The organism is Streptomyces sp. NPDC093097, assembly GCF_044754325.1.
Taxonomy (GTDB): Bacteria; Actinomycetota; Actinomycetes; order Streptomycetales; family Streptomycetaceae; genus Streptomyces.
In genome coordinates this window covers 341,823-359,565 of the sequence record NZ_JBIVOW010000004.1, presented here as the reverse complement: position 1 = coordinate 359,565, position 17,743 = coordinate 341,823, and the positions used below count along the sequence as shown (strand labels likewise).

The window sequence follows — 17,743 nt, the reverse complement described above, 5'->3', positions numbered from 1 at the left end:
ATCGTTGGTGTACAGGGGAACCGGAAACGCGGTGCGGCAGACGCGGATCGCAGACGGTGCCACCGGAGCGGCAGAGACCGACTAGATCGCGACAGACAGAAAGCAGGGCAGAGCAGTGGCTGGTAAGGGGATACTCGCAGGGCTTCCGTGGTGGGTCACCTGGGTCGTGGTGCCCGTCATCCTGATCGTCGTCTTCGGCGGACTGATCACCACCGCACTCGGCTTCCTGATCGGCCTGCTCTTCAAGGTGCTGGTCGCGGCGGCCCTGATCGCCGGTGTCATCTACCTCGTGCGCAGGTTCACCGGTTCCTCGTCCTCGTCGAAGAGCGACTGGTAGGCCGCGTCCCGACCGACCGGTACTGTCCGACCCGCACCGCCCGATGACGCCCTGCCCCCCACCCGGGAGCAGGGCGTCCGGCGTTCTCGGCCCGGGCCGACATCCCGCGACGGAGTCGAACGCGGTTCGGAGGACGGACCGCCGGCCGTCCCCGGGGGACCGGCACCCAGGACGTTGCGCCTGCTCACCGTGAGGCGGTGCGGCGTTCCGTTCGGTCATCGGCGCCGGCGGGATGCCCGGCCGGGGGTAACTCCCGGGCTTTCGGCTGATGTTGCGGACCGGCCGGGCTAGAGTGCGGAGCGCAGGCGTCTTCCGGATGCCGATGTTCCGGAATGCTCCGAGCGAGCGGGCCGGGCGTCGGGTCGGACGTCCTGGGAGACGCGCGGTCGCGGGAGCGGTTCCCGTGGCCGGGGCCGCGGGACCAAGGCGCTCGGACGTGGGGGTTGGCGTTGGCGATCGACAACGACGAGTCCGGCACGCATCCCACCCTGATCGGGTCGGTGCAGCGGGCGCTGCGGCTCCTGGAGGCGGTGGCCGCGCACGACGGCGGCGCGCCCGCCAAACAACTGGCGCGAGAGGCGGGGATCCCGCTCCCCACCGCCTACCACCTGCTGCGGACGATGACCCACGAGGGCTATCTGCGCCGGGAGAACGGTGTCTTCGTCCTCGGGGAGGCCGCCGAGGCCATCGGCCGGGCCGGGGTCGCACGGCGGCGGCGCAGCGAGCTGGCCGACGTGCTGGCCGCGGCGGGCCGCGAACTGGGCGCCGCCGTCTACTTCGCCGTCTATCGGGAGGGCGAGGTGGAAGTGGTGGCGATAACCGATGATCCGGCGCGGCCGCCGGTCGAGCAATGGGTCGACTTCCGCTCCACCGCCCATGCCCATGCGATCGGGCAGTGCCTGCTGGCGCAGCTCGACGAAGAGGCCCGGAAAGAACATCTGGCGCGCTATCCCGTGCAGTCGATGACGCCGTTCTCGGTGCGTTCCGAGGGCGATCTGATGAATCGGCTGGCTACGGTGCGTCGCGGTCAAGTCGCCTACGAGCGCCAGGAATATGCCTTGGGCACGGTGTGTTCGGCTATCCCCATTCGGGTCGGCTCGGCCGCCGCCGCGCTGGCGGTTTCTCTTCCTGCGACGGAAGTGCACCGATTGCAGACAGTTACGAACCGACTACGAAAAAAGGCGGAGAGGGTACTAACGACACTCGCCTTCTCTATCAGTATCTGAAAACTCACTCCTTGTGATCTGCCTGCACGTGACCGACGATGGCGTCAATAGGGCTTCAGGGGATGATTCCCGGCCATCTCCGATCAAGTGCGGGGCAGTGGTTGATGAACGACACGGTTCAGGCAGAAGTGATCATGAGCTTCCTTGTCTCGGAGGAACTCGCCTTCCGGATCCCGGTGGAATTGGATTTCGACAGCGGCGACCCCTACGCCGTCCGCCTCACCTTCGACCTTCCCGGCGATGCGCCCGTGACCTGGGTGTTCGGCCGCGAGCTACTGCTGGACGGGCTGAGCCGCCCGGCCGGCGAGGGGGACGTGAGAGTCGAGCCGTCCTCCCCCGAGCACCTCGGCGACGTCTACATCAGCCTCCAAGTCGGCGCCGAGCGCGCCCTGTTCCGGGCCAGTGCGCCGCCGCTGGTCGCCTTCCTGGACCGCACGGACCGGATCGTTCCGCTCGGCAAGGAAGAGGTCTGCGACACCCTGGACGCCGCGCTGGACCGGATCCTGACGGAGGCCCGGGCCGGGTGATCCCACCGGCCGCCGGTGCCGCTCCATCCCGTCGTCACGGCCGCTCGGCCGGGCACCGCCCGCCGCTGCCCCGACACCCCAACACCCGCCGTGCTCCCGGCACTTCGCCGGCCTCCGCCGCACCGGATCGCCCCGCCCCCGGTGCGGCGCGCTCAGCGCTTGCGGCGCCGTCCCCGCGCGGCCCGGCGCCCGCCTCGTCCTCCGGCGTCCGCACCGCCCGGCCCCGGGCGGTCCGCCGAGACCACCAGGGCCGCCAGCAGGGTCGTCACCGGCACCGACGCGACCAGCCCGATGCTGCCCACGAGGGTGCGGACGATCTCCTCCGCGACCACCTCGCTACTGGCGACCGTGCCGACGCTGCTCTGCGCGATCGAGAACAGCAGGAGCAGCGGCAGTGCGGCGCCCGCGTAGGCCATGACCAGGGTGTTCACCACGGAGGCGATATGGTCGCGCCCGATCCGCATCGCCGCCCCGTACAGCTTGCGCCAACCCGCCGACGGATCCGCGTCCTTGAGCTCCCACACCGCGGCCGTCTGGGTCACCGTCACATCGTCGAGCACCCCCAGCGAACCGATGATGACGCTCGCCAGCAGCAGGCCGCGGATCTCGATGTCCGGGTACAGCCCGTGCACCAGGCCCGTGGTGTCGTCCGTGTTGCCGGTCAGCAGCGCCCAGTTGATGAACACCGAGCCCAGCAGCCCGATGAGGAGCAGCGAGACGAGGGTGCCGAGCACCGCCACGGACGTACGGGCCGTCAGCCCGTGGCTCAGGTAGAGCGCGATCAGCATGATCGCGCTGCCGCCGACCATCGCCACCACCAGCGGATCGGAGCCCTGGAGGATCGCCGGCAGGATGAAGACCGTCAGCAGGCCGAAGCTGGCCGCCAGCGCCACCAGCGCCAGCACCCCGCGCAGTCGCCCGATGATCACCACTGCGAAGGCAAAGATCCCGGCCAGCACCCACATCGGAACGGTGCGGTCGACGTCGGTCACCGCGTACTGGAGTTCCTTCGGCGCCTTGGGGGAGTAGGAGACGACCACGTCCTGACCGGTTGTGTAGTGGCGCAGGGCGTCCGGCGTCACCACTGTCTGGAAGGTCCGGCCGGTGTTCTCCCCCGTGGTCACCCTGACCGTCGCCTGTTCGCAGGGTTTGTCCCGGGCCGCGCCCCCGGCCCCCGGCCGGCCTCCGGGGGCGGCGGGCTGCTCGGCGTGCACCGCCGCGCAGTCCACCTCCTCGACCTTGGTGATCCGGGCGCTTTCCGTGGGCTGGTCGAAGCCCACACCGGACGGTTTGTGCGAGGGCGCGCCACCGGGCCAGAGGACGAGCAGACCGATCACGACGGCGGCCGCGAACGGGATCAGAACCGCGGCGATGACCTTGCGCAGATGCCGGGAGACCGGGGTGGCCGGCCCATGGCTGTGGGTGTGCGCAGGGGCGGCGGGGGCGTGCAGGGCTTCGGGAGGGCTCATCGCCCGATCATTGCAAGAACCCGTGGGGCCCCTGTTCACGCCGCCGCATCGGCCGCTACCGTGGTGCCACCTTTGCAATCGCGGGAGCTCGGAGCACCGGGCTGAGAGGGCGCTGACCTCCGTCCCCGCGGTGTTTCACGTGAAACACCGCTCGACGGAAGCCGCTGCGTCGACCGCCGAACCTGTTACCGGGTAATGCCGGCGTAGGGAGTTGGGTCTTTATGACTCTGCAGGATGCACGCACGCCCGAAAGCGCCTCGACCGACGGCGAGAAGCCGGGGATCGGCTGGCACAAGGGCTATGTCTCCGGATCGCGTCCGGACCTCCGGGTCCCGGTCCGGCGGGTGCACCTCACCAACGGCAAGGACGTGACGCTCTACGACACGTCAGGGCCGTACACCGACCCCCATATCGAAACCGATGTCCGCCGCGGTCTGGCGCCGCTGCGGGAGAACTGGATCATCGCCCGCGGCGACACCGAGGAGTACGCGGGCCGCCCGATGCGGCCCGAGGACGACGGGATCAAGCACACCTCACCGCGCGGGGGCCTGCGGAACCTCGACGCGGTCTTCCCGGGCCGGCCGCGTCAGCCGCGCCGCGGCCGGGACGGTGCCCCGGTCACCCAGCTCGCATACGCCCAACGCGGCGAGATCACCGCGGAGATGGAGTACGTCGCCGTCCGCGAGAACGTGAGCCCGGAGTTCGTGCGCGACGAGATCGCGGCCGGGCGCGCGGTGCTGCCGGCCAACATCAACCACCCGGAGATCGAGCCGATGATCATCGGCAAGAACTTCCTGGTGAAGGTGAACGCCAACATCGGCAATTCCGCGGTCACTTCGTCGATCGAGGAGGAGGTGGAGAAGATGACCTGGGCGACCCGCTGGGGCGCCGACACGGTCATGGACCTCTCCACCGGCCGCAACATCCACACCACCCGCGAGTGGGTGCTCCGCAACTCCCCCGTGCCCATCGGCACCGTCCCCCTCTACCAGGCCCTGGAGAAGGTCGACGGCAAGGCCGAGGAGCTGACCTGGGAGATCTACAAGGACACCATCATCGAGCAGGCCGAGCAGGGCGTCGACTACATGACGGTGCACGCCGGTGTGCTGCTCCGCTACGTCCCGCTCACCGCCAACCGCAAGACCGGCATCGTCTCCCGCGGCGGCTCGATCATGGCGGCCTGGTGCCTGGCGCACCATCAGGAGTCGTTCCTCTACACCCACTTCGAGGAACTCTGCGACATCCTCGCCGCCTACGACGTCACCTTCTCGCTCGGTGACGGCCTGCGCCCCGGCTCCATCGCGGACGCCAACGACGAGGCGCAGTTCGCCGAGTTGAGGACGCTCGGCGAGCTGAACACCGTCGCCAAGCGGCACGGCGTGCAGACCATGATCGAGGGCCCGGGCCACGTCCCGATGCACAAGATCAAGGAGAACATCGACCTCCAGCAGGAGATCTGCGAGGAGGCCCCGTTCTACACGCTCGGCCCGCTCACCACCGACATCGCGCCCGCCTACGACCACATCACCTCCGGTATCGGCGCCGCGATGATCGCCTGGTGGGGCACCGCGATGCTCTGCTACGTCACGCCCAAGGAGCACCTGGGCCTCCCGGACCGCGACGACGTCAAGACCGGCGTCATCACGTACAAGATCGCGGCCCACGCGGCGGACCTGGCCAAGGGCCACCCGGGCGCCCAGGAATGGGACGACGCGCTTTCCGACGCCCGCTTCGAGTTCCGCTGGGAGGACCAGTTCAACCTGGCCCTCGACCCGGACACCGCACGCGCCTTCCATGACGCGACGCTGCCCGCCGAGCCGGCCAAGACGGCCCACTTCTGCTCGATGTGCGGGCCGAAGTTCTGCTCGATGAAGATCAGCCGAAGCATCACCGAGCAGTTCGGCGGTGGTCAGGGCGCGAGCCCCGAGGAGATCCGGGCCGGAATGCTGGAGAAGTCCAGGGAGTTCGCGGCGGCCGGCAACCGCGTCTATCTGCCGTTGGCCGACTGAATCGGCGGACGTGAGGGCGGGGGCTCTCCCTGAGCCTCCGCCCTCACGTCACCGGCCTCGGGACCGGCCGGCCCCCGGCGCGGATCAGTCGGCCTCGCGGACGTCGGACCGGGCCGACGCCGAGAGCCGGCCGCTCAGCACGTCCAGGAACCGCAGCGCCGCGAACCGGCAGCGGCTGGTGGAGTGCCGGGCGGCGAAGTCGAGGAACGCGTGCCCGAGGTCCTCGGCGGAGCCCGGGTACCCCTGCCCCAGGCCCAGCACCTCGCCCGCCCCGGTGCCCCAGACCAGCGACGCCAGGGCCAGCAGGCGTCCCTGCCCCACGGCCGTCTGGACCCGGCGGGACCAGTCGTCCGGGTCCAGCCAGACCACCGCGTTGAAGCACGACCACGCGCTCAGCAGACTCCGTGCGAGGCGTTCCTCCTCCCGCACTCCGGAGGGCAGGCGGAAGGACGGGTCGCTGTGGTCCGGGTGCCACTTCAGCGGTACGAACCCACAGAGCCATTCGGCCTGTTCGAGGTGGAACAGCGCGAGTTGATGGACCGAGTCGACATTGGCTCCGAACGCCTCCAGCCGCGCCGTGAAGGGCTGCCGTTCGGCGCTGGAGGTCCGCTCCCCCAGGTCGGTGAGGGCCGCCGCCAACTCCAGGAAGCCGGCGCTGTCCTCGTCGGTGAACAGGGCGTCCAGCTCGGCCAGGGCGCCGAGCTGAGGAGCGAGTGACGGGGCGTAGGCCCGCGCCGTGCGCAGGCGCAGCACCGAGCTCCAGTGCCCGGGGGCGGCATGCGGCAGCTCGGCGAGCTCCCGGCGCGCGGTCTCCAGCAGGCGGCTCTGGAGCTCTCCGGGATGCAGCTCCCACACGGCCTGCCGGAGAAGGGCGTCCGCACGGGTGCAGACCAGCTCGCCGAGCTTGTGCTCGGGCACGGCCCGGAGCTTGAGATCGGCGGACTTCGCGGCCTTGGCGAACAGCCAGGCCGCCAGCTGGTCCTGCGCCTTGATGATCCGGAACTCGGCCGTGGGGCGCAGTTCCTTGCCACCCAGCAGGCTGTAGACGCGCTCGACGGCGTCCGCGTCGATGCTCCGCCCGGTGGTGGCCGCCTCCTCGTGAAGGACCTGTTGCTCCACGGCGTTGTGCATCCTGAACCAGGTGACGCTCTGCCCGTGCGTCCGCTCGAAGAGGTCGATCGTGGCGCGGCGTTCCTCGTACGCACGGCGCAGCGGCGGGGCCTGGTCGCCGGCGGGGGTGGGGCGAAGGAGGCGCGGACCCGGCAGGGCGAGCGGGGACTCCGCCTCGTGCAGGAGGTCGAAGCCGCAGAAGATCTCCCAGGCCTCCGGATTCCCGGTGTCGGCGTTGGCCCGCACGATGCCGCTCCACCGCCGGAGCTCCGGCCCGGCGGATTCGGCGAGCGCCGCGGACCAGGACCGCTCGCGCAGCATGGAGACGATGGTCAGCCAGCTCCGCACCACCATCCAGCTCGGGTTGTCCACGAGCGCCCGGTCCAGGCTCGCCTTCAGCTCCCTGAGATCGCGCAGCACCTCGCGGTGCTCGCCTTGCGCCTCCCGGGCCGAGGCCGTGACGGGGATGAAGAAGGAGCCGAACACCGCTTGGGCCTCGGCGCTGGACCAGGTGGAGGCCGCGAACCGGGCGACCCGCTTCAGCGCCGCGAGCCGCTCCTGGGCGGGGAGCGCGGTGCGGAGCTTCTTGTAGATGTTGGTCGCCTGGGAGGCGGCCCGCCAGCGGGTGTTCGGCTCGATGGTCTCCTCGTAGGCGTCGTCCTCGACCGTCAGGAGGAGGGCGAGCAGCGTACCGAGCACCTCTTCGGCGTCTTCGCGGTGGAGGATGCGGTCGAGGACGTCCTCGTGCGCGCGCCAGACCCGGGGCTGGTCGAACCGCTGCCCGTGCCGGCAGGCATCGATCAGATGCCCCGCCGTCTCCTGCGGATCGGTGCTCGTCCTGGCCTGGAGCAGGCTGAGCCGGTGCATCAGGTTCCGCAGCCCGCCGCTGGGCGCGGCCCTGATCCCCTCCTCCAGGCTGTCCAGCAGGGACCGGCCGCGCCGCGCTATCCGGCGGTGCTCCTCCTCGTCGTCGGTGAGTTCGGCGGTGCCCAGCCCCCAGCCCGCGAGGGCGAGGGTGCGGCTCGCCCGGCCGAGGGAGTAGTCCTGGATGACCGTGTCGGACACGTAGTCCAGCACCAGGCCGCGGAAGTTGACCACGTCGCCGGCCATGTCGAAACGGCGCGCGCACATGACGGTCAGGCGGTCGAGCGTGTTGATGTCCTCATGGCTGAGGAGCGGCTGCCGGACGATCTCTCCCCAGAGCTGGGTGAGCACCTGGGAGAGGCTGTCGTGGATGCCCGGTGTCTCGGGCGAGAACCGGGACAGGACGTTGATCTGCGCGATGCCCAGCCGCACTCCGGAGAGCGTCCCGCGGACGGACGGGTCGTCCAGGCGCCGGCGGATCGCGACGAGTTCGGCCTCGGCGTCCTTGAGGTCGACCGCGAGGATCGGCGCCTCGTCGGAGAGGGCGAGGAGGTTGGTCACCACGACCGAGCGGGTGCGGGGCCACTCCACCGCGGGCGGGCTCTCCGGCAGGTCGTCGAGCTCGTCGAGCGCCCGCTCCAGCGCGCGCACGACGTGGAAACCGCCCTCCTCCCTGCTGTCCGCACCGGCGAAGTCATGGACGTGGTCGAGCAGGCGGGCCGTGGCGTCGCCGACGATCTGGTCCGCCCGTGCCTCGGTGGGCTCCGGCTCCCCCAGCAGGAAGGCCGGAAGGTGGTGCTCCCAGAACCGGTCCTCGGGCGGCAGCTGGAGCCGCCGGTGGATCTCCTTGAACGCCTCCGCGGCGGCCGGGCTGACGGCCACCTTCGAGGTGTCCCCCGGCACGCTGTCGACGAGCACACCCGACTTGCGCAGCCAGGGGACGGCCCGTTGCAGGGGAGCCAGCGCCGTGGGCAGCGCGGTCACGGAGAGCGGCGGTGAGCCCAGCTGCGTCCAGGCGAGCAGGAAGGCGAGCGCGCCCGGGGCGGAGCCCTCCTCGAGCCGGCAGCCCGATTCGACGAGTGCCGGCCCGACCACGTAGTGGGCGGCGCGGCGGATCTCCTCGGCGAGCATGCCGTCGTGCGGTTCCGCGCCGCCGGCACTCAGCCGGAGGTCGAGGCCGGCCACGGCGTGCGTCAGCACCGTCGGGCGGAACGCGATGGACTCCTCACCGGACAGCCGCAGCGCCGCGGCGGGGTCGACGCCGGTGATGTCCCGTTCCTTCAGCAGGAGTTCCACCAGCTCGGCGGCCTGCTCCGGGCTGAGCGGAGGTACGTTCACCGCCGCCGCCGGCAGAAGCTGGCCGGCCCCGGTGAGCCCCTCCAGATCCCGGGCGGAGACGACCAGGACCATGGCGTCGCGGAAGATCGGGTAGGCCAGCAGCCGTTCCAGGTCGTCGTGGATCTGGCGACGCTCGGAGCGCGTCGTGCGGAAGGTGATGTACACGACCAGGGGCCGCCCGCCGACCCGTCGGGCCAGCTCCGCCACCGCCTGCTCCCGGGACGCCGCGAAGTCGGTGTCCACCGGGGTGCCGCCGCTGCGGTAGCGGTTCAGCCCCAGGGCGAACTGGAGGGCGCGCAGCGCCGGGACGGGGCTCTGGTAGCGGATGGGGTCGAGGTCGAGCCGCAGCACATAGGGGTTCTTGGGCATGGCCGCGCGTGAGCCGTCCGGCGCCCGCAGGAAGGCTTCGGTGAGGCATTTCTTGCCGACGCCCGGCTCACCGGTGATCGGCACCACGCTCCCCGGCCGGGACCGGACCTGGAGCCGGCCGAACTCCTTCGGCCGCGGGAGCACGGGGCGCAGCGGCGCGGGATAGTCCCACGGCCAGTTCAGCCCGGACGGAGCCGGCTCCTCGGCCGGCGGGGCGGCGTCGGCCGGGGCCGTGGCCTCCTCGGGACGGGCCGCGGCCCCGGAGGCCGTGCCGCCCGGTGCCGCGGGCTGCTCCGGTGCCGGGGACGCGGGGGAGGCGTCCGCCGAACTGCCGGGTATGTGCGCCGTGTTGGGGAGCCAGGGGTGGTCCGCCGCGGAGCCGTGCAGCGTGAGCGGTGTCGGTACCCGCTTCAGGTCCAGCGGCCCCAAACCCTCGTTGTACTCCTCCACCTGCTGCTTCACGGACTGGGCGAGATCGCTGAGGCTCAGGTGGCGACCGCCGCGCGGAGCGGGCCGCCGGGCGGCCTCGACGAACGCACCGGTGAAGAAGCTCGGCCCGTCCTCGGTGGGCGACTTCGCCTTCAACCCCTTGTCGGCCGCCACCAGCAGCGCGATGCGCCCGCCCGTCTCGCCGGGCGTGTGCAGGGTCGGACGCACATGGGAGACGGCCGCGCCCGCATGGCAGCAGTCCAGGATCACGACGATGTGATCGGCCTGGACCTGCGGGCTCTGGAGGATGTCGGCGACGTGGCTGAAGGCCATGCTGCCGTGGGGGTCCATGACGGACTCGGTCTTGCTGAGCGCGAGGTACAGCTCCTCGGAAGGAGGGATCGTGTAGCCGTGCCCCGAGAAGTAGACGAGCAGGAGATCCGAGCGCTCGGGCGGCCGCAGGGCGGCATTGCGCACGGCTCCCCGGATGGTGTCCGTGGTCAGCGGGCCGTTCCGGTCGCTGATGGTGTCGCAGTTACGGCTGGGCAGTCCCCACTCGTCCAGGAGGTCGAGCATGGCGTTGAGGCTGTGCTGCACCGAGGGCAGGTCATCGAGCCCGTCCTCTTTGAGGCGGTGATGATAGGTGGAACACCCGATGAGGACAGCTCGTGATCGCGCCGGGTCAAAGGGCGCGGGCTCACCCGTCGTGGCCAACTCGGTACTCGCTTCAGTGGTCGTCGGACTCCGTGCCCTCGTCCAGGAGTGACGACAGAGCCCGCAGGTCCTCCTCGGTCAGCTTCGCGGTCTTCACCGTCACCGTGCGGGTGCCGTTGGTCACGGTCCACACGCTCGGCCGGAAGCGCGCCTCCAGCCAGGCGGCGAACACGGAGAACGCCGTTTCGATCAACTCGCGGTTCTCGCCGGCGAAGACGACCGCGTCGTGCAGTGCGCCCATGTCCCCGGGGGCGCCGGGCTTCGCCAGCAGCTGGGGCTTCAGAGCGGCTCCGTGCGCATGCCGTTGGAGCGTCTCCAGGAGGGAGGTCAGATCTTCGTCGATGCCCTCGTCGCAGGTCAGGGTAAACCGCACCGAAACGCCCCCCAGGTATGAGATCTATGAGCAGTAGATCAGCATAGCGCTCTGCGTTGTCGCTGACTGCGGTTGTGCATCATCTCCCCGGCGCCTGTGGATCGTTGAGGGAAGGCGGCCGTGGTGATCCCGCATCGCTTTCAGGGGCGCTGCCATGGGACGTGAGGCCGCCCGCGGTGTCGGCCGGGGGAGCGGCCAGGGCCTCGCGGAGGAAGGGCAGCAGCCCGCGCTCCAGGAGGGCCTGCCGCCAGGCGTCGTGGGCGCTGTCCAGCGCGGCGGCCCGCTCCGTTGCCGCGCCGTCCCGGGACGCGCCGTTGCGCAGCGCGGTGACGACCATGCAGCCCATGGCGACCAGCGCACCGGCGGCGGCCAGCAGTGCGAAGATCCAGCCGACGCTGACCAGCGGCCGGGAGACGGCCGGATCCGGGTCGACGGCGCGCAGCACATAGCCCAGGACGAGGAAGAGGACGGCCGCGATCCCGGCGAGCACCGGAACGAGGACGGTGACCATCGCGGCAAGGCCGAAACCGGTCGCATCGGCGGCCGGATCGTCGTCCGCGGTGGCCGGTTCGCCGCCCTCGCTGTCCGCTGCCGGACCGCCCGCGCCGGGGGCGGACGCGCCGGGCGCCGGGGCGCGCGACTCGGCGCGCAGCCGTATGTAGCGCTGGTATTCGGCCGCCGCGCAGCCGGCGATGGCGCCGGTCGCGCTGAGCGCCATCGCGCGCAACTGGGCCGCGTCGAGGCGGTGTTCGGCGGCGGCCGGGGGGTCGTCCGGGCGGTAGGCGGCGGTGCGCAGCGTCTCATCAAGGAGCCGCTCGAATTCCGCGCGGTCCTCGTTCAGCAGGTGCGGAGCGCTGTTCATATGGGTCCCCCGATGCTCCGTAGCGCCGTACGGGCCGGCCGGGACCGGGCTCCGGGCGGGAAACGGAGGAGAGCCTGCTACGGGCAGCCCGATGGTAGAGCGCCCGTGGTGGGGGGTGTCAGGGAGTTTGCGGAATTTGCGCGCGGCCATGACCGGACTCCGGCCGACCGGTCCACCCGACGGAGCGGTGCCCGGCCGCCCGATGAACCGTCAGCCGGCCAGCGGCAGTTGGCAGACCAGCAGCTTTCCGGCCATCGTGATCCCGCCGTCCATGGCGATGGCCAGACCGTCCGCGTAGACGTGCGGACCGTCCACCGCGACCCCGTCGTCCTCGCCGTCCTCCCCGCCTACCTGGCCGAGCAGGTACGGGATGGGGCTGTGCCCGTGCACCAGGCGGTTGCCGCCGTAGGCGTCGAGCAGTTCCCGGACGGCCTGCGCGCCGGCGGTCTCGTCGCGGAAGGCGAACCGCTTGGTGAACTTGCGGAAGAGGTCCCAGACTTCGTCGGCGTCGCTGCGCGTCAGCACGTCGTGGACGGTGTCGTTGACCTCCTCGATGGAGGCGCCGTATTCGAGGTAGGCGGTGGTGTCGGAGTGCACGAGCAGGTGCCCGTCCTCCTCCATCACGGCGTCCAGCCGGGCCATCCACTGGAGGTGGTGGTCCTCCAGCCGGTCCATGTCGTTCTTCTGGCCGCCGTTGAGGAGCCACGCCGCCTGGAAGGAGGCGGTGCCCGCGCCGGACTGGACGGGGGTGTCGCCGAACCGCTTGGCACCGAGCAGCAGCAGTTCGTGGTTGCCCATCAGGGCCTTGCAGTAGCCGCCGGCCGCCGCGGCCTCGGCGGAGAGCTGCATGACCAGGTCGATGACGCCGATCCCGTCCGGACCGCGGTCGGTGAAGTCGCCGAGGAACCAGAGGCGGGCGTTGCCGGCCGCCCATCTGCCGTCGGCGTCGATCAGCCCCTCGGCCTCCAACGCGACGCGCAGCTCGTCGTAGTAGCCGTGCACGTCGCCGACGACGTACAGCGGGCCCAGGCCGTCGGGGGCGGGCGCCGCATCGGGCAGGGACAGCACGGACGGCTGGTCGATGAGGGTGTCCGTGCGGGTGATGACCGGCAGGTCGCGGGCGGTCGGGGTGTAGTCCTCGGGCGGCTCGGCCGGCGGCGCGGCGGGGGGCGCGACCGGGGGCGCGACGGGCGCGGTGAGCGGTGGTCCGGGCGGCGGAACGGGCGCCGGAGGCTGTGCCCCTGTGGTCCACACCATGGGTCCTTGACCGGCCCCCTGAGTCATCGGCCCCTCCACCGTTGCGCCGCCGTGCACCTCTCGGACCTTTGCCTGGTCGACGGCGGTCCGCGGTGTCGTGCGCCCATCATAGGAACGCCGCTCGCGGGTTGTGACGCACCCGGGGGTGATCAATCCTGCGGAGACCGGCGTTCGCGATGGATTTCTCCCGGGATCATCCGGTATTTCCTCGGCGGGCCGGGTGCCTTGAGCCGGTTCGGTGCGCCCGGCCCGCCGAGCCGGGCGCACGCTCAGTCGTGGGTCGGGCCCCGCGGTGGGCTGACGGTCGTGCGCGGGGAGCGGCGCTGGGAAGAGGTACGCACGATCAGGTCGGTCGGTATCACCTGCTCGACCGGGCAGCTGCCGCCGAGCCCCTCGATGGCGTCGATCAGGATCTGGACCACGGCGGTGCCGATGCGCCGCGGTTTCAGGGAGAGCGTGGTGATCGGCGGGTCGGTGGTGGCGTAGACCGTGGACTCGCTGCAGCAGACCAGCAGCAGGTCGTCCGGTACGCGCAGGCCGTAGCGGCGGGCCGCGGCCAGCAGGTCGGTGCCGTTGGGGTCGAAGAGTCCGTACACCGCGTCCGGGCGGTCCGGGCGGGCCAGCAGCCGGTCCGCGGCCACGGCGCCCGCCCGCGGGTCGAACGCGGGGTAGGACTCGTAGACGGGGTCCTGGCCGACCCGCTCGCACCAGTGCAGATAGGCGGTGGTCGACAGCCGGGTGTAGGTGTCGGTGGTGGTGCCCGTGAGCAGCCCGATGCGGCGGGCGCCGGCCTCGGCGAGATGGTCGAGCAGGCCGAGGACGGCCGCCTCGTGGTCGTTGTCGACCCAGCCGGTGACCGGCAGGGTGCCGCCGGGACGGCCGTCGGAGACGACGGGGATGCCGTGCCGGACCAGCTCGGTGACGACGGGGTCGCCGTCGGCCGGATCGATCACGACGGTGCCGTCGAGGGCGACGTTGGACCAGACGTCGTGCCGGGAGGTCGCGGGCAGGATGACCAGGGCGTAGCCGCGGGCCAGCGCGGCGGAGGTGGCGGCTCTGGCCATCTCCGCGAAGTACGCGAACTCGGTGAAGGTGAAAGGTTCATCCCCGTATGTGGTCACGGTCAGGCCGATGAGGCCGGACTTGCCGGTACGGAGCGTGCGGGCGGCGGCGGATGGGCGGTAGCCCAGCCGGTCGGCCACCTCGCGGACATGGCTACGGGTGGCATCCGGAAGCCGGCCCTTGCCGTTGAGCGCGTCGGAGACAGTCGTGATCGATACGCCGGCTGCGGCGGCCACGTCCCGAATGCCCGCGCGTCCCAGCCGGCGACCGGTCGACCGGCCCACCTGGTGCTTCCCTGCTGCTGTCATGGCGAGCCGATAGTAGGGCTCGCTACGGCCATTCGCGGGTGGCCGATGACGACGGTGAGAAGGCACGTTTATGCATGGTGATCAACCGTCAACTCCCTTGCAACACAAGGAAGTTGTGGATTTCGACGATCAATCAAGGGGAAGAGACGTCACCCCACCTGGTGAATCACCCGCGTCTCGATGCGGTCTCAAGTCACCTTGACGAGGGACGCGCGCTACGGAGCGAGCCACCAGCGCGCGCCACGCCGGCTAGCGCTCCCCAGAGATGTGCACCCGGTGTCCGCTCGGGTGGTGCCGGTGGAAGCCCGGTCTTCTCGGGGGCCTGCCGCCGGCGGGGGGAATCCTCATAAGGTGTGCAGTATTGGAGTCGAGAGGGACGGTTGAGGAGGACCTGCGGTGAGCGAGAAGACCCCGAGGCTGCGTGCTGCGCTGGACGGCATCCCCACCTACAAGCCCGGGCGGCCGGCGGCGGCCGGCGGTCCGGTGGCCTACAAGCTGTCCTCCAACGAGAACCCCTATCCGCCGCTGCCGGGCGTCCTGGAGAGCGCGGTGGCGGCCGCCGGATCGTTCAACCGCTACCCCGACATGGCATGTACGGGGCTGATGGCGGAGCTGGCCGACCGGTTCTCCGTGCCGCTGGCGCACCTGGCGACGGGCACCGGTTCGGTCGGGGTGGCCCAGCAGCTGGTCCAGTCGACGGCCGGCCCCGGCGACGAAGTGATCTACGCCTGGCGGTCGTTCGAGGCGTACCCGATCGTCACCCAGGTCTCCGGTGCGACGCCCGTGCAGGTGCCGCTGACCTCCGGTGAGGTGCACGACCTGGAGGCGATGCTGGCGGCGATCACCGACCGGACCCGGCTGATCTTCGTCTGCAATCCCAACAACCCCACCGGCACCGTCGTGCGCCGTGCGGAACTGGAGTCCTTCCTGGACCGCGTGCCGGACGGCATCCTGGTGGTGCTGGACGAGGCGTACCGCGAGTTCATCCGCGACGAGGACGTGCCGGACGGGATCGAGCTCTACCGGGACCGCCCCAACGTGTGTGTGCTGCGCACGTTTTCCAAGGCGTACGGGCTGGCGGGGCTGCGGGTCGGCTTCGCGGTGGCGCACCCGGAGGTGGCCGCCGCGCTGCGCAAGACGGCGGTGCCGTTCGGGGTGAGCCAGCTCGCGCAGGAGGCGGCGGTGGCGTCGCTGCGCAGCGAGGCGGCGCTGCTGGAGCGGGTCGATGCGCTGGTCGCCGAGCGGACCCGGGTGTACGACGGGCTGGTGGCCCAGGGGTGGACCGTCCCGGTGTCGGAGGCGAACTTCGTCTGGCTGCGGCTGGGGGACCGGACGACCGAGTTCGCCGGGGCGTGCGAGCGGGCCGGGGTGGTCGTGCGGCCGTTCCCCGGCGAGGGCGTGCGGGTGACGATCGGGGAGAAGCCGGCGATGGACCTGTTCCTGGCGGCGGCGGAGGAGTTCCGCAAGGCGCTGTAGCCGTCCTTGGCCGGTCGGGGGCCGTGTGGTCGCCCTCGTCGCGGCGGTGTCCTGTGAGGCCGCGGATCCGCTGGATCCGCGGCCTCAAGTGCGTCTGGCCGCAGGCCGGTTGGGGGCGGGCGGTGGTCGGTGGGCGGGTCGCCGCCGATGCGGCCCGGGGCGTTGTCGAGGTATATCGAGGGGCGTTGCGGGGCGCGGGTTTGTGGCCCGCGTTCCGGAAGTCGGCTGCGCTGAATCTTCGGGACGAGAAATTCAACAATATGTAGAAGTTGTGCGGGAGCACCCGCGGACATAACCGCGGCATAAAGATTCCCGGAGTGCGCATTCCGGCGTGACGGCGGTCACGCACCCCCCTTCCTCGAGGTGTGAACGGCATGGGAGATAATGCTTGTGAATGTGAACGCGTTCACAAGCTCGCGTCCCGTTTGCGTTGCTCTGGGCATCGCAAAAAAGGACAAAGCCGTTGTGCGACGGCGACGTAAGGACGTAAGGAGGCCGCGACGTGGAACTGGCGCTGGCGCCAGAAACTATGGCGCGATGGCAATTCGGCATCACGACCGTCTACCACTTCCTGTTCGTCCCCCTGACGATCTCCCTGGCCGCTCTGGTGGCCGGGTTGGAGACCGCATGGGTGCGGACCGGTAAGCAGAAGTACCTCAAGGCCACCAAGTTCTGGGGCAAGCTGTTCCTGATCAATATCGCGATGGGTGTCGTCACCGGCATCGTCCAGGAATTCCAGTTCGGCATGAACTGGTCGGACTACTCGCGGTTCGTCGGGGACATCTTCGGTGCGCCGCTCGCCTTCGAAGCCCTGATCGCGTTCTTCTTCGAGTCGACCTTCATCGGTCTGTGGATCTTCGGTTGGGACAAGCTGCCCAAGAAGCTCCACTGCTTCTGCATGTGGATGGTCTCGATCGGCACGATCCTTTCGGCGTACTTCATCCTCGCGGCCAACTCCTGGATGCAGCACCCGGTCGGCTACAAGTACAACCCCGTGACCGGGCGCGCCGAACTCACCGATTTCTTGCGGGTGCTGACGCAGGACACCACTCTTGTCGTCGTCTTCCACACCCTGACCGCGGCCTTCCTCACCGGTGGCGCTTTCATGGTCGGCATCTCCGCGTACCACCTGATGCGCAAGCGGCACATCAAGGTGATGCGGACGTCGCTGCGGCTCGGACTGGTCACCCTGGTCCTCGGCGGGGTGCTCACCGCGGTCAGCGGCGACTCCCTCGGCAAGGTCATGTTCCAGCAGCAGCCGATGAAGATGGCCTCGGCCGAGGCGCTGTGGGACAAGGCCGCGCCCGCGCCGTTCTCGGTGTTCTCCTACGGCGACGTCGCCAAGGGCCACAACAAGGTCGCCATCGAGATACCGGGTGTGCTGTCCTTCCTCGCGCACAACGACTTCTCCTCGCCGGTGCCGGGCATCAACGACGTCAACAAGTCCGAGCAGGAGAAGTTCGGGCCCGGTGACTACCGGCCCAACATCCCGGTCACCTACTGGGGATTCCGCTGGATGATCGGCTTCGGGATGGCGTCGTTCGCCATCGGCCTGGCCGGACTGTGGCTCACCCGCAAGAAGTTCTGGCTCGCGCCCGCGCTGCGGACCGGCGACGAGGAGCCACCGCACCTCGCGCTCACCAAGAACAAGGCGCTGGGCGAGGGCCTGGCCAAGTGGTACTGGCGACTGGCCCTCTTCACCATCGGCTTCCCGCTGATCGCGAACTCGTGGGGCTGGATCTTCACCGAGATGGGCCGCCAGCCCTGGGTCGTCTACGGCGTGCTGCGCACCCGCGACGCGGTCTCGCCCGGTGTCTCGCAGGGCGAGGTGATCACCTCGCTGGTCGTCTTCACCACGCTCTACGCGATCCTCGCCGTGATCGAGGTCAGGCTGCTGGTGAAGTACATCAAGGCCGGACCCCAGGAACTCACCGACTCCGACCTCAACCCGCCCACCAAGATCGGCGGCGACGCCGACGCCGACCGGCCGATGGCCTTCTCGTACTAAGGAGG

Annotated in this window: 12 protein-coding genes and 1 riboswitch; of the genes, 6 read left to right on the top strand and 6 right to left on the bottom strand. The window is 70.5% G+C overall.

Going from position 1 to position 17,743, the window contains the following annotated elements; genetic code table 11:
- Positions 1–115: 115 nt before the first annotated feature.
- From ACIQE0_RS09340 to ACIQE0_RS09330, 3 genes are all read left to right on the top strand, one after another.
- Entirely contained in the window at positions 116–337 is a 222-nt protein-coding gene (locus tag ACIQE0_RS09340; protein WP_366334936.1) for a DUF5326 family protein, read from the top strand.
- A gap of 449 nt (positions 338–786) precedes the next feature.
- On the top strand, positions 787–1,563 hold the full coding sequence (locus ACIQE0_RS09335) for an IclR family transcriptional regulator C-terminal domain-containing protein (RefSeq protein ID WP_366334938.1): 777 nt from the start codon (positions 787–789) through the stop codon (positions 1,561–1,563).
- A gap of 104 nt (positions 1,564–1,667) precedes the next feature.
- Positions 1,668–2,090 carry an SsgA family sporulation/cell division regulator gene (locus ACIQE0_RS09330; RefSeq protein ID WP_384093234.1) on the top strand — a complete coding sequence of 141 codons (423 nt, stop codon included), beginning with the start codon at positions 1,668–1,670 and terminating at the stop codon, positions 2,088–2,090.
- Positions 2,091–2,242: 152 nt separating this feature from the next.
- On the opposite strand, the gene ACIQE0_RS09325 is transcribed toward ACIQE0_RS09330, so the two are convergent.
- A complete protein-coding gene (locus tag ACIQE0_RS09325; RefSeq protein WP_402330173.1) occupies positions 2,243–3,559 on the bottom strand; it encodes a YibE/F family protein in 1,317 nt (438 codons plus the stop codon).
- Between the two features lie 70 nt (positions 3,560–3,629).
- A riboswitch (TPP riboswitch) is annotated at positions 3,630–3,786 on the top strand.
- Here ACIQE0_RS09325 and thiC point away from each other — a divergent pair.
- Positions 3,781–5,568, top strand: a complete 1,788-nt coding sequence (gene thiC, locus ACIQE0_RS09320; protein WP_366334943.1) for a phosphomethylpyrimidine synthase ThiC — start codon at positions 3,781–3,783, stop codon at positions 5,566–5,568. Its footprint overlaps the riboswitch before it by 6 nt.
- A gap of 84 nt (positions 5,569–5,652) precedes the next feature.
- Here the strand turns inward: thiC and ACIQE0_RS09315 are convergent, their stop codons facing one another.
- From ACIQE0_RS09315 to ACIQE0_RS09295, 5 genes are all read right to left on the bottom strand, one after another.
- Complete coding sequence (locus ACIQE0_RS09315; protein WP_402330172.1) at positions 5,653–10,392, bottom strand: caspase family protein; 4,740 nt, start codon at positions 10,390–10,392, stop codon at positions 5,653–5,655.
- A gap of 13 nt (positions 10,393–10,405) precedes the next feature.
- Positions 10,406–10,765: a hypothetical protein gene (locus ACIQE0_RS09310; RefSeq protein WP_402330171.1), complete on the bottom strand. Its 360-nt coding sequence runs from the start codon at positions 10,763–10,765 to the stop codon at positions 10,406–10,408.
- Positions 10,766–10,844: 79 nt separating this feature from the next.
- Complete coding sequence (locus tag ACIQE0_RS09305; RefSeq protein ID WP_402330169.1) at positions 10,845–11,627, bottom strand: hypothetical protein; 783 nt, start codon at positions 11,625–11,627, stop codon at positions 10,845–10,847.
- Positions 11,628–11,837: 210 nt separating this feature from the next.
- A complete protein-coding gene (locus ACIQE0_RS09300) occupies positions 11,838–12,884 on the bottom strand; it encodes a metallophosphoesterase (RefSeq protein WP_402330167.1) in 1,047 nt (348 codons plus the stop codon).
- A 269-nt stretch (positions 12,885–13,153) separates the two neighbouring features.
- Positions 13,154–14,254: a LacI family DNA-binding transcriptional regulator gene (locus tag ACIQE0_RS09295; protein WP_366334953.1), complete on the bottom strand. Its 1,101-nt coding sequence runs from the start codon at positions 14,252–14,254 to the stop codon at positions 13,154–13,156.
- A gap of 396 nt (positions 14,255–14,650) precedes the next feature.
- Here ACIQE0_RS09295 and hisC point away from each other — a divergent pair, with 396 nt between their 5' ends.
- Together hisC and ACIQE0_RS09285 are read left to right on the top strand one after the other, a co-directional pair.
- On the top strand, positions 14,651–15,730 hold the full coding sequence (gene hisC / locus ACIQE0_RS09290; RefSeq protein WP_366334955.1) for a histidinol-phosphate transaminase: 1,080 nt from the start codon (positions 14,651–14,653) through the stop codon (positions 15,728–15,730).
- Between the two features lie 502 nt (positions 15,731–16,232).
- Positions 16,233–17,738, top strand: a complete 1,506-nt coding sequence (locus tag ACIQE0_RS09285; RefSeq protein WP_366334956.1) for a cytochrome ubiquinol oxidase subunit I — start codon at positions 16,233–16,235, stop codon at positions 17,736–17,738.
- Positions 17,739–17,743: the final 5 nt, after the last annotated feature.